The organism is Streptomyces sp. NPDC040545 (genome assembly GCF_055595065.1).
In genome coordinates this window covers 57,076-68,267 of record NZ_JBVIWA010000011.1, presented here as the reverse complement: position 1 = coordinate 68,267, position 11,192 = coordinate 57,076, and the positions used below count along the sequence as shown (strand labels likewise).

At 72.4% G+C, this 11,192-nt stretch carries 11 protein-coding genes and 1 pseudogene; 6 read left to right on the top strand and 6 right to left on the bottom strand.

From position 1 onward, the window contains the following. Positions 1-164 precede the first annotated feature (164 nt). Positions 165-2,693: an aminopeptidase N gene (gene pepN, locus ACZ573_RS21555; RefSeq protein WP_471306567.1), complete on the bottom strand. Its 2,529-nt coding sequence runs from the start codon at positions 2,691-2,693 to the stop codon at positions 165-167. Between the two features lie 41 nt (positions 2,694-2,734). Beyond that, a complete protein-coding gene (locus tag ACZ573_RS21550) occupies positions 2,735-3,085 on the bottom strand; it encodes a chorismate mutase (RefSeq protein ID WP_471306565.1) in 351 nt (116 codons plus the stop codon). A gap of 152 nt (positions 3,086-3,237) precedes the next feature. On the opposite strand from ACZ573_RS21550, the gene ACZ573_RS21545 reads away from it, so the two are divergent. Then, positions 3,238-3,657 (top strand): hypothetical protein, encoded by a 420-nt coding sequence (locus ACZ573_RS21545; RefSeq protein WP_471306564.1) that lies wholly within the window; start codon positions 3,238-3,240, stop codon positions 3,655-3,657. After that, positions 3,654-3,992, top strand: a complete 339-nt coding sequence (locus tag ACZ573_RS21540; RefSeq protein WP_471306562.1) for a winged helix-turn-helix domain-containing protein — start codon at positions 3,654-3,656, stop codon at positions 3,990-3,992. The genes ACZ573_RS21545 and ACZ573_RS21540 overlap by 4 nt, the downstream gene beginning before the upstream one ends. On the opposite strand, the gene ACZ573_RS21535 is transcribed toward ACZ573_RS21540, so the two are convergent. Then, a complete protein-coding gene (locus tag ACZ573_RS21535; protein WP_471306561.1) occupies positions 3,989-4,441 on the bottom strand; it encodes a response regulator in 453 nt (150 codons plus the stop codon). The two genes, ACZ573_RS21540 and ACZ573_RS21535, sit on opposite strands and share 4 nt — an antisense overlap. 124 nt (positions 4,442-4,565) lie before the next feature. After that, entirely contained in the window at positions 4,566-5,318 is a 753-nt protein-coding gene (locus tag ACZ573_RS21530) for a serine protease (protein WP_471306813.1), read from the bottom strand. 176 nt (positions 5,319-5,494) lie between these two features. Here ACZ573_RS21530 and ACZ573_RS21525 point away from each other — a divergent pair, with 176 nt between their 5' ends. Further along, complete coding sequence (locus ACZ573_RS21525; RefSeq protein ID WP_471306559.1) at positions 5,495-6,391, top strand: hypothetical protein; 897 nt, start codon at positions 5,495-5,497, stop codon at positions 6,389-6,391. Positions 6,392-6,502: 111 nt separating this feature from the next. Then, on the top strand, positions 6,503-7,192 hold the full coding sequence (locus tag ACZ573_RS21520; protein ID WP_471306557.1) for an HAD family acid phosphatase: 690 nt from the start codon (positions 6,503-6,505) through the stop codon (positions 7,190-7,192). A 243-nt stretch (positions 7,193-7,435) separates the two neighbouring features. Here the strand turns inward: ACZ573_RS21520 and hsaD are convergent, their stop codons facing one another. Both hsaD and ACZ573_RS21510 read right to left on the bottom strand, forming a co-directional pair. Next, positions 7,436-8,296 (bottom strand): 4,5:9,10-diseco-3-hydroxy-5,9,17-trioxoandrosta-1(10),2-diene-4-oate hydrolase, encoded by an 861-nt coding sequence (gene hsaD / locus ACZ573_RS21515; RefSeq protein WP_471306556.1) that lies wholly within the window; start codon positions 8,294-8,296, stop codon positions 7,436-7,438. A 515-nt stretch (positions 8,297-8,811) separates the two neighbouring features. Beyond that, positions 8,812-10,083: a Gfo/Idh/MocA family protein gene (locus ACZ573_RS21510; RefSeq protein WP_471306554.1), complete on the bottom strand. Its 1,272-nt coding sequence runs from the start codon at positions 10,081-10,083 to the stop codon at positions 8,812-8,814. 154 nt (positions 10,084-10,237) lie between these two features. Here ACZ573_RS21510 and ACZ573_RS21505 point away from each other — a divergent pair. Beyond that, positions 10,238-10,516 (top strand): annotated as a pseudogene (locus ACZ573_RS21505) (chorismate mutase); the annotation flags it as partial. Between the two features lie 58 nt (positions 10,517-10,574). Continuing rightward, positions 10,575-11,057, top strand: a complete 483-nt coding sequence (locus tag ACZ573_RS21500; protein WP_471306552.1) for a hypothetical protein — start codon at positions 10,575-10,577, stop codon at positions 11,055-11,057. Positions 11,058-11,192 lie beyond the last annotated feature (135 nt).

Below are 11,192 nucleotides of genomic sequence, written 5' to 3'. Positions count from 1 at the left end.
TGATTTATGGCGCCTTGGGCCGCGTGGTGCGTACGGGCCGCTGCCGCGCCGACAAATCACGTTCTACGTCCCGGACAGCACCCCACCCCGCCCCCGTCACCGGCACGGCGGAAGGCCCGGCGGTGGAACCCCCGGCCCCCGTTCCGCCGGGCCCCCGCAGGGGGTCAGGTCTGTCGGACCTTGAGGGCGCGGGCGAGGTCGTCGAGCTGGTCGACCAGTTTGCGGCGCAGGAGGGGGAGGATGTCCGGGTTCGTGAGGCAGGTGTGGCCGGCCCGGAGGTTGGATTCGTCGATGGCGTACGCGGGGAACGCCCAGCGGCCGGCGGCCTCGCCGATGGCCGGGCCTCGGCGGGCGCCGAGGGCGACGGCCTCCGGGTAGTAGCGGGTGACGTACGGCGTGAGCAGTTCGGCCTGTTCGGGTTGCCAGAAGCCCTGGGCGGTGGCGCTGAAGAGGTAGTTGGAGAGGCTGTCGTCGTGGAAGAGGCGGTCCCAGGCGGCGGCCTTGGCTTCGGCGGTGGGGAGAGCGGCGCGGCAGCGGGCGGCGCCTTCCTGGCCGGTGGCGCTGGTGTCGGCGGCGAGGGCGGCGTCGATCTCGGTTTCCCCGACGGCGCCGAGGACGGCGAGGCGGCCGAGGATGCGCCAGCGCAGTTCGGGGTCGAGTGCGGGGCCGCCGGGGATGGTGTCGTCGGTGAGCCAGGCGGCGATGGTGTCGGGCTGGGTGGCGCTGTCGACGAGAGTGCGTACGGCGGTCAGCCGCATGCCGGGCTCGGAGCCGTCCTCGGTGCGCCGCAGGAGGTCGCGGGCGATGGTGGTGAGGGTGGCGAGCGCGGCGGTCTGCTCTTCGGGGGCGAGGTAGCGGACGGCGACCTGGGTGCGGGCGAAGGCGAGGACTCCCTGGACGATGGCCAGGTCGTTCTCTTCGGGCAGGTGCGCGGAGGCGGTGGCCAGGTAGTCGTGGGGGTCGAGTTCGCCGTCGCGGACCATGTCGCGCAGGGCGTTCCAGACGACGGCGCGGGTGAGGGCGTCGGGGATGCCGGAGAGGCCGCGCAGGACCGTTTCGACGGAGGTTTCGTCGAGGCGGACCTTGGCGTAGGTGAGGTCGACGTCGTTGAGGACGAGGAGGGCGGGGCGGGCTCCGGTCACCGAGATGATCTCGTCGGAGGGGATGTCGAGGTCGAGGAGTTCGCGCAGTTCGAGGAAGCGGCCGTCGGCGGGGTCGCGGTCGTAGACGCCGACGGCGATGTGGTGGGGGCGGCTGCCGCGGCGGTCGACGGTGAGGGTCCAGCCGGCGGGGGTGTCGGGGTGGCCCTCCGATTCCTCGATGCGAGGGGTGAGGGTGTCGATGCCGGTGGTGCGCAGCCAGATGTCGGCCCAGGCGCGGACGTCGCGTTCGGTGTGGGCGGCGAGGGAGTCGATGAAGTCGGCGAGGGAGGCGTTGGCGAACTTGTGGCGGGCGAAGTGGGTGTTGATGCCGGCCAGGAAGTCCTTCTCGCCGAGCCAGGCGACGAGTTGGCGCAGGGCGGAGGCGCCCTTGGCGTAGGAGATGCCGTCGAAGTTGAGGAGGGCGGAGGCGGTGTCGGGGACGTCTTCGGGGGCGGGGGCGACGGGGTGGGTGGAGGGGCGCTGGTCGGCGTCGTAGCCCCAGGGCTTGCGGGTGACGCCGAAGTCGGTCCAGGTGTCGGTGAAGCGGGTGGCTTCGGTGAGGGTCTGGTAGCCCATGTATTCGGCGAAGGATTCGTTGAGCCAGATGTCGTCGAACCAGGCCATGGTGACGAGGTCGCCGAACCACATGTGGGCCATCTCGTGGGCGATGACCATGGCGCGGGACTGGCGTTCGGTGTCGGTGACGGCGGAGCGGAAGATGAACTCGTCGCGGAAGGTGACGAGTCCGGGGTTCTCCATGGCGCCGGCGTTGAACTCGGGTACGAAGGCCTGGTCGTAGGAGTCGAACGGGTAGGGCTCGGTGAACTTCTCCTGGTACCGGTCGAAGCAGGCCTTGGTGATGGAGAGGATTTCCTCGGCGTCGACGTCCATGTGGGGTGCCAGGGACTGGCGGCAGTGGATGCCGAAGGGCAGTCCGGCGTGTTCGGTGCGGATGCTGTGCCAGGGGCCGGCGGCGACGGCGGCGAGGTAGGTGGAGATGAGGGGGGTGGGGGCGGACTGCCAGATGACGGCGCCGCTGTTGTCGGGGGCGGCGCCGGTGCGGGTGGTGATGCCGTTGGCGAGGACGGTCCAGTGGGCGGGGGCGGTGACGGTGAATTCGAAGACGGCCTTGAGGTCGGGCTGGTCGAAGGCGGGGAAGACCCGTTGGACGTCGTCCAGGAACATCTGGCTGTAGACGTAGGTGTGGCCGTCGGCGGGGTCGGTGAAGCGGTGCAGGCCCTCGCCGGTGCGGGAGTAGCGCATGCGGGTGTCGAGGCGCAGCTCGTGGGGGCCTTCGGTGAGGCCTTCGAGGGGGAGGCGGTCGTCGGCGAGGGTGGCCGGGTCGAGGGGGTTGCCGTCGAGGGTGGCCGAGCGCAGCTCGACGGGCTTCAGCTCGATGAAGGTGTCTGCGGCGGTGCGGGCGGTGAACCTGACGACGGTGGTGGAGTCGAAGGTCTCGTCGTCGCCGGTGAGGTCGAGGGTGACGGCGTAGTGCTGGACGTCGAGGAGCTGGGCTCGGAGCTGCGCTTCGTTGCGCGTCAGTGCGGACATGGGGCCCATGCTGCCCCAGTGGGCGGCCGGACCCCGGTCTTCTACTCTTCGCCCGCAGCGATCGTCTCGTGGTGGCGGATGACCTCGGCGATGATGAAGTTGAGGAGCTTCTCGGCGAAGGCGGGGTCGAGTTTGGCGTTCTCGGCGAGCTGGCGCAGGCGGGCGATCTGGCTGGCTTCGCGGCCCGGGTCGGCGGGGGGCAGCTGGTGCCTGGCCTTGAGGTGGCCGACCTGCTGGGTGCACTTGAAGCGTTCGGCGAGCATGTGGACGACGGCGGCGTCGATGTTGTCGATGCTGTCGCGCAGGCGTGCGAGTTCGGCGGTGACGCTCTCGTCGATGCCTGCGGCGTCGTCGGCCGCGCCCGTGCCGGTGCCGTTGTCGAGGTCGCTCATGTTCATGGTTCCTGAGAATACGTGGCGGCGGCCGTCGGTTCCTCGGGCAGTCGGCCTGTGAGACGGCAACCCGGCACTTGCCAGAATGGAAAGTACTCGCCATAGTGGAAATCAGTTAGGGACGGTCGTCCGTGTGCGAGCGAGGGGGAACCATGCAGGAGTCGGCGAAGGCGGTCGGGGCGCTAGGCCGGGCGGCCGGTCTGGAGCAGGCGGCGCGGCGGGGCAGTGGCTGGTACGCGCGCTACCTGTGGGTGTTCGCGGCCGGGCAGCTGCTGCTCGTACCGATCGCCGTGCTGTGGCACGGGCCGGTGTCGGGGGCGGTGTTCGCGGTGACCAACGGGCTGCTGGTGACCGGGCTGAGCGTGTACGCGGCGCGGCAGCGCGTGGTGCGGCGGGGGTTCGGGGTGAAGCACGGGGTGCTGGTGGGGGCCTGGGCGGTGGTGTTCGCCTTGTCGATCACGCTCGGGACCGCGGCGTTCGGCCACGGCGTGCCGTTCGCGGCGGTGGCCGCGCTGGCGTGTGCGCTGCCGCTGGCCGTCGGCGCCTGGACCGAGACGAGGGGTGCGGTATGACGGAGGAACCGACCGCGGGCACCGGGGCGGACGCGAAGCGGGGCGGGCATCCGCGGCACGACCTCGCGCCGCTGCTCAACGCGCCCGTAAGGCTGTCGGTGGTGGCGGCGCTGGCTCCGCTGGACAAGGCCGAGTTCGGTTTCGTACGGGACCTGGTCGAGGTCTCGGACTCGGTGCTCTCCAAGCAGGTCGCGGCGCTGGAGGAGGCGGGCTGGGTGGAGGTCCGCAAGGGCCGGGTCGGACGGCGTCCGCGCACGTGGCTCTCGCTGACCGCCGAGGGCCGCACGGTCTACCAGCGGCATCTGGCCGCGCTGCGGGCCATCGCCCTGGGTTAGACCTCGGAGAGTGTGGCGGGGCGGCCGCCGCGGCTGCCTGCGGCGGCGGTACGGGGGCACGTGCGGGTACGGGTGCGCAGGCGCGGGCCGGCTGCGCCGGAGCCTCCCGGGGCTCCGCCCCTGACCCCGCGCCTCGAACGCCGGCGGGGCTGGAAGGGCCTCGGCCTCAGGTGCCGGCGGGCCTGGGAGGCCGGGGTGCGCGGGGCCGTTTCGCGCAGGCGGCGGACCGTGATGGCGGATGGGGCGAGGGAGTCGCCGACGGCTGCCGCCCGGACCGCTTCAACCAGCACGGCCGGGCTTGCGTCCTTCAGGAGGAAGCCGGAGGCTCCGCCGTGGAGCGCCGCGTGGACGTACTCGTCGAGGCCGAAGGTGATGACGATGACGATGTGCGGTGAGCCGGGGTGGCCGGACGGGCGGCGGGGGACTTCGAGGCCGTCGGCTTTGGGCATGCCACCGGCCGCCTCCCATGGGACCGGGGTGCGGGTGGGCCCGCAACCGCGCGGCAGGACACGGCCTGGCCCTTCCGGCCGGTGGGTGACCGGCCGGAAGGGCGGGCGGGTGGAACGGGTGGGGCTACATGCCTGCCGCGGCGCTCTTGATCGCGGCGGCGAAGGTGGAGACCTCGGTGTAGACGCCGGGGTAGTTCGGCCGGGCGCAGCCTTCGCCCCAGCTGACGATGCCGACCTGGATCCAGGCGTTGTTGTCGTCGCGGCGGAACATGGGGCCGCCGGAGTCGCCCTGGCAGGTGTCGACGCCGCCCTGGGGCAGGCCGGCGCAGATCTCCTCGCCGGGGACGAGGTCGCTGCCGTACGAGCTCTGGCAGCTGGCGTCGGAGACGAAGGGGACGTTGGCCTTCAGGAGGTAGCGCTGCTGGCCGCCGCCTTCGCGGGCGGCTCCCCAGCCGGCGACGGTGAAGGTGCCGTTGTCGTAGGCCTTGGTCTCCGCGATCTTGAGGGTGGGCAGGCTGATGGGCTTGGCGAGCTTGATGAGGGCCCAGTCCTTGCCCTTGCCGTTGTAGCCGGGGGCCTGGAGGACCTTGGTGGACTTGACCTTGATGGCGCTGGAGCTGTTGAGGTCGACGACTCCGGCGGTGGCGGTGATGGAGGTGTTGTTGCCGGAGCCGCTCACACAGTGGGCGGCGGTGAGGACGATCTGCTGGGTGTAGAGGGCGCCGCCGCAGCCCATGGAGAGGCGCACCATGAAGGGGAACTCGCCCTGGGCGGCGCGGGTACCGCCGACCACGGGTGCCGGGCCGGCGCTGGCGGTGCCGGGCTGGAGGCTGACGGCGGCGAGGGCGACCGCGCCGACGGCGAGGGTGCGCTTCATCAACTGCACAAGGGTGGTCACAGTCAACACACTGCCTTTCGTGGGGGGTTGGGCCGTGCGTGCGCGTCATCGGGTGAATGACGGGTCCATGACACAACAGGCGTGTGGTGGACATCAAGAAGGCAATTTCGGCCAACTCCCGCCCCGACGGCAGGGATTGCGGTAAGGAGGGCCCGGTGACGGAGAACAGGGGGCCCGGGAGCCCCATCGAGCACGGATTTCCACATCTGGCGACCGTGCGCGCCTCGATCACCGCGCTCTTCCGCCGGCTGTCGGCCGACGGGATCCGCGCCTACGACACGAGCTTCGCCCCCGCCGACGCAGCCTTCGACGCCACCGACGACCTCCACCTGGGCGCCCAGCGGGTGGCCGCCGCGACGGTGCGCGCGCTACGGCTGCCCGACGCGCGCATCGTGGTCTCCTTCCGGGCGATGGAGCAGGCCGCCACCGTGGAACTGACCGCGGGCCCCGAATACTTCGTCGAGGTCAGCGACCGCTTCCGCACCCACCGCCGCGACCTGGCGGCCGCCCTCGCGCACGAGGTGGCCCATGTCCTGCTGCACCGCCTGGACCTGCGCTTCCCCGGCACTGCGGAGAACGAGATCCTCACCGACACCGCCGCCGCGTACCTGGGGGCGGGCTGGCTGCTCCTGGACGCCTACCGCGAGGACGCGCTGACCCACCAGAGGTTCGGCTACCTCACGCCCGAGGAGTTCGGCTACGTCCTGGCCAAGCGCGCCGCTCTGTTCGGCGAGGACCCCGCCCCCTGGTTCACCAGCCCCCAGGCGTACGAGGCCTACGTGCGCGGGCGCGCGCTGGCCGGGCGCGACCACCGCCGGGCCCCGCTGACGGCCGCGGGGCCGCTGGCGCGGCGGCGGTACGCGAAGGCGCGCCGCGCCGGGACCGACCCCGCCGACGACTCGGCGTACCGCTTCGAACAGCGGGGGGACGGCGCCGGGTTGCGGGTGAGCTTCCCCTGTCGGGTGTGCGCGCAGCGGCTGCGGGTGCCGGTGCGCGGCCGGCTGCGGGCCCGGTGCGGGCTGTGCCACACCGTCCTCGACTGCACCACGTAGATCATTCATCACGCGGCCACGAAAAGTTTCCTACCGGCCAGTAGACATGGGTTCGATTCTCGCCAACCCTGGTCACGTACATGCCAATTCGTGACCGAGGGAGCGCCCCCCATGCGCAGCACCCGCCGCACCCGTATGCCCCGTACCGCCGCCGCCGGCGTGGCCGCAGCCGCCGCCGCCCTGACGCTGGTTCCGGCCACCGCCGCCCAGGCCGCGCCCGTCCCGGCGCCGGCGCCCGTTTCCGCACCCGCGTCCGCGCCTGCGGCCGCGTCGGCGCCCGGCGGCAACGCCGCGATCCTCGGCATCGACTACGCCACCTGGCAGCGGGACGTCGCCGCCGTCATCGACGCGGCCCGGCCCGCCATCGAGGCGCGCATCGCCGCCTCGCCCGCCGGTGAGAAGCCCGCCCTGGTCCTCGACATCGACAACACCTCGCTGGAGACGGACTTCCACTGGTTCTGGACCTTCCCGACCCCCGCGATCGCCAAGGTCCGCGCGCTGACCCAGTACGCGCACGACCGCGGCGTCGCGATCTTCTTCGTCACCGCCCGCCCCGGGATCATCCACTCCCTCACCGAGCGCAACCTCAAGGCCGTGGGCTACCCGGTCTCGGGGCTCTACGTCCGTGACCTGCCCGACCTGTTCGAGGAGGTCAGCGCCTACAAGACGGGCAAGCGGGCGGAGATCGAGGCGCGCGGCTACACGATCATCGCCAACATCGGCAACAGCGCGACCGACCTCGTCGGCGGTCACGCGGAGCGCACCGTCAAGCTGCCGGACTACAACGGCAAGCTCTCCTGACCCGAGCGCGATGGGCCCGCCGTCCTCGCGGAGCACCCGGCCGTCCCCGTCCGTGACCGGGCCGCCCTTGGTGCCGATGTCCCCCGGGTGCACGCGGCCGCGTAGAAGGGGCCCTTGTCGATCGGCGCGAGGTTCGGGTTGCGGAGGTGGCCGAGGGCGCGGACGTCCGATGCCATGGGTGTCCTCAGTTCTGGAGGAGCTCCGGAGAGCTCTGGGAAGAGCTCTCCGGAGGCGGGGCGGGGTTCAGTGTGCGAAGAAGTCCGCGGCGAGGCGGTTGAAGTCCTCGAAGGCCTCGGTCTGCGCCCAGTGGCCGCAGCGCGGGAAGACGTGCAGGCGGGCGTCGGGGATGGCCTTGAGGGCGAGCAGCGCGCCGTCGAGGGGGTTGACCCGGTCCTCGCGGCCCCAGGTGAGCAGGGTGGGATGGCTGATGCGGTGAGCCTCGCGCCAGAGCAGGGTGTCCTGCTGCCAGGCGGGGTTGGCGAAAGAGGCGCCCATGCGGGCGTTGCCGGTCCGGGCGTCCGGGTCCATGGCCTGGGTGTAGCGCTCCTCGACGAGTTCGTCGGTGACGAGCGAGGGGTCGTGGACGAGCGTCGTGAGGAAGGCGCGCATCTGCTCGCGGGTGGGGTCGGGGGCCGCGGCGAACTCGAAGAGGCGCCGGATGCCTTCGGTGGGGTCGGCCGAGAAGAGATTGACCGAAATTCCGCCGGGGGCCATGAGCAGCAGCTTGTCCACCTTGTCCGGGTGGTTCAGGGACATCCGGACGGCGGTGCCGCCGCCGAGGGAGTTGCCGATGAAGTGGGCTTTCGCGATGCCGAGTTCGTCCATGAGGGCGGCGGTCGCGGCGGCGCTGAAGCTGAAGTAGTCGCGGTCGGGTTCGGGCTTGTCGGAGCGGCCGTAGCAGGGCTGGTCGATGAGCAGGGTGCGGAACCGCTCGGCGAAGAAGGGCAGGTTGGGGCCGAAGTTGGACCAGGCGGAGGCGCCGGGTCCGCCGCCGTGGAGCAGGATGAGGACGGGGGCGTCGGGGTGGTCCGGGCCCGCCTCGTGGAAGTGGAGGCTGAGGTTTCCGGCCTTGGCCGTGTGCGAGGTGCTCTCGTAAGTGATCATCACAACATCGTGTCCTGGATGTCGAGGCCGCGCGCACCCTGGCCGAAAAGGACCAGGGCCCACTCGGGGTCGTTGGTCGCGGCGGACCCGGGTGCGCAGGGCCGAGGTGGTCTGCCTGGAGCGGATCTGCGGCTCGGAGGCCACCACCGTGCCCTCCCGGGTCGGCGGCCGGATGCCCGTACAGCACGGCCGCCGGCAAGGCGATCCTCGCCTTCGGTGACCCGGGGGCGGTGGAACACGTCCTCGTGCCGGGAAGAGCGTGAACCGGCCCGGCTGGGCCCGGCCGGTTCAGCCTGCGCGCGGGCCGTGTGGCGCGAGCTGTACGGGCCGGGACGGGCCGGGCGGGCGGCGGCCGCGCGGCCTCAGGACCCGCGGCCGGCGGTCTCGGAGCAGGAAATGGACAACATGATGGGCTGGTTGCGGTTCAGCGAGTGGATGTAGCGGGTAGTCATATCCCACCGCAAGAAACGAAGACCCGGTCCCGACCCCTCGCCAGGGGGCCGGGCCCGCTTCGTTCACGGGTCCTGGACGGGCGGCCCCACCGGCTCCACCGTGCCGGAGCAGCGGGCCCGTTCGGCGGCCAGGACCGTCAGGTGGCTGGTGAGCGACTCCCGCGGGCCGGACCTGACCAGGCCGGGGTCGCCGGTGGCGATGGCGGCGACGAAGGCGTCCATGAGCCCGGCGTCGCCGCCGCCGTGGCCGCCCGCGGCGTCCATCGGCCCGCCCGCGCCGATGGCCACCTGCTCCTCGGTGCGGGTCAGGAAGTCGTAGACCGTGATGGTGCGGCCGTCGCCCCGCAGTTCGCCGCGGGTTCCGAAGATCCGGGTGTGGCGGTCCGCCTGCTCGGTGAAGGCGGTCATGGTGAAGGTGGCCGTCGCCCCCGAGTCGAACTCCATGGCCACCACCTGGTGGTCGACGACGTCGTTGTCGCAGGCGTACACGCACCGCCCGTAGGGCCCCTCCCGCAGCGCGGTCTCCAGGGCCTGCGGGGTGAACTCGTCGATCAGCACGCTCAGCGGCCAGCGGTGGCGGCCGTCGGCCAGCCTGTCGCCGTACTCGCGTGCCGCGGAGTACGGGCAGTCCGGCTCGACCGCGCAGTCCAGGCAGCGGTCCGCCGCACCCGGCGGCCTGTTCTCGGGCCGGAAGTGCGTGAGGCGGCCGAAGCTGGAGACCCGTACGGGCGGGCGCCCCAGCACGTACTGGAGCCAGTCCAGGTCGTGGCAGGACTTGGCCATCAGCATGGTCGTCGCCTCGTCGGCGCGCCGCCAGTTGCCCCGTACGAACGAGTGGGCCTGGTGCCAGAAGCCGACCGGCTCCAGGTGCTGGACGCTCACGATGTCGCCGATGCGGCCGGAGTCGACGAGATCCTTGAGGGTCCGCGTGTAGGGGGTGTAGCGCAGGACGTGCCCGACGGAGAGGATGACGCCGGCCCGCTCGACGGCGTCGACGATGCGCCGGCACTCGTCCTCCGTGAGGGCCATCGGCTTCTCCAGCATGATGTGGTAGCCGAGCGCGGCGAACGCGAGGACCGGCTCCAGGTGGTCGCGGTCCAGGGTGCAGACGAGCACCGCGTCCGCGATCCGGCCGAGGGCGGCCAGCTCCCGCCAGTCGCCGAGCACGTGCCGGGCGTCGATCCCGTGCGCGGCGGCGAGCCGCTCCCGCCGGGGCGCGCGCGGTTCGGCGACCGCGACCACCCGCGCCCGGTCCGGGTGGGCCAGGGCCCATCCGGCGTGGCCGCTCCCCCGCTCCCCCGCTCCGACGACGGCGAGCGTGATGGTGTCGGACATGGGACCAGCCCCGCTTCCCGAACCGGTTGCCGTGCGCAGCGAGCGCTTTCCCCGGAGAAGCTAGCGGCCGCGCGTCCTGCCGGACACCCCCCTTCGTACGTGATCCGCACGGTGGGGCCGAGCGGGAGGGCCTCCCGCTGCCGCCGCCACCCGCGCGCTCGTCACCGAACTCCTGGTCCGCAACGGCCTGGAGCGCGAGGCCGTCATCAGCCTGCTGTTCACCTGCAGCCCGGACCTCACCAGCGACACCCCGGCCCTCGCCCTGCGCGAGGAGGGCTGGGAGGTGCCCGCGCTGTGCGCGGCCGACACCGCCTGGGCCGGCGCGCCGGCCCGCACCGTACGCGTCCTGGCCCACGTCACCTCGTACGGCCCGCTCGCACCCGTCTACCTCGGCGACTCCGCGCCCACCCGTCCCGCGCAGTCCCCCGGGTAGATCAGTCCCACCAGTCGTCCACCTCACCGACCACCCACATCACGATCGAGGTCGAGGCATGCAAGACCCGTCCCTGTACCCGGATCTCAAGGCCGTACTGGAAGAACTCCAGCAGGCCCTCGGCGCGGAGCGCGCGCGGCACGACGCCGGCGCACCGCTGCCGCCGGACCCCAACGTCTCCGCGTTCGCCCCGCGTGACACCCGTGCCGTCCTGCGCCCCGGTTCGGTCGCAGACGTCACGGCCCTGGTCGGCGCCTTCCACCGCGCCAAGACCTCCGGCGCCGGGCTCCCCGGCCTCCAGCCCGTCTCCACCGGCCGCAACTGGGGGCTCGGCTCCAAGGAGCCGGCCGCCGGACCCGTCGTACGCGTCGAACTGGACGGTCTCGACGCCCTGCGCGCCCTCGACACCGAGGTCGGGTGCCCGGCGGCTTCCGGGTCACCGGCCGCTGGAAGTTCGGCTCCGGCTCCTCGCACTGCGACTGGCTGGGCGCCGGCGTCCACGTCGTCGGCGAGGACGGCGAGCCGGAGGCCGACCCGGTGACCGGCGCCGCGCGCCACTGGCGGGTGATGATCGCCCGCCCCGGCGACTACGAGTTCCACGACACCTGGCACACCACCGGGCTGGCCGGCTCCGGCTCGCAGGACTACTCCTGCACCGACCTGTTCGTGCCCGAGG

Excerpts from the sequence above, each read along its gene's own strand:
- hsaD (WP_471306556.1), bottom strand. The coding sequence starts at position 8,296 with ATGATCACTTACGAGAGCACCTCGCACACGGCCAAGGCCGGAAACCTC.
- ACZ573_RS21545 (WP_471306564.1), top strand. The coding sequence starts at position 3,238 with ATGCAGGAGTCGGCGAAGGCGGTCGGGGCGCTAGGCCGGGCGGCCGGT.
- ACZ573_RS21520 (WP_471306557.1), top strand. The coding sequence starts at position 6,503 with ATGCGCAGCACCCGCCGCACCCGTATGCCCCGTACCGCCGCCGCCGGC.
- ACZ573_RS21530 (WP_471306813.1), bottom strand. The coding sequence starts at position 5,318 with ATGAAGCGCACCCTCGCCGTCGGCGCGGTCGCCCTCGCCGCCGTCAGC.
- ACZ573_RS21550 (WP_471306565.1), bottom strand. The coding sequence starts at position 3,085 with ATGAGCGACCTCGACAACGGCACCGGCACGGGCGCGGCCGACGACGCC.
- ACZ573_RS21535 (WP_471306561.1), bottom strand. The coding sequence starts at position 4,441 with ATGCCCAAAGCCGACGGCCTCGAAGTCCCCCGCCGCCCGTCCGGCCAC.
- pepN (WP_471306567.1), bottom strand. The coding sequence starts at position 2,693 with ATGTCCGCACTGACGCGCAACGAAGCGCAGCTCCGAGCCCAGCTCCTC.
- ACZ573_RS21510 (WP_471306554.1), bottom strand. The coding sequence starts at position 10,083 with ATGTCCGACACCATCACGCTCGCCGTCGTCGGAGCGGGGGAGCGGGGG.
- ACZ573_RS21500 (WP_471306552.1), top strand. The coding sequence starts at position 10,575 with ATGCAAGACCCGTCCCTGTACCCGGATCTCAAGGCCGTACTGGAAGAA.
- ACZ573_RS21540 (WP_471306562.1), top strand. The coding sequence starts at position 3,654 with ATGACGGAGGAACCGACCGCGGGCACCGGGGCGGACGCGAAGCGGGGC.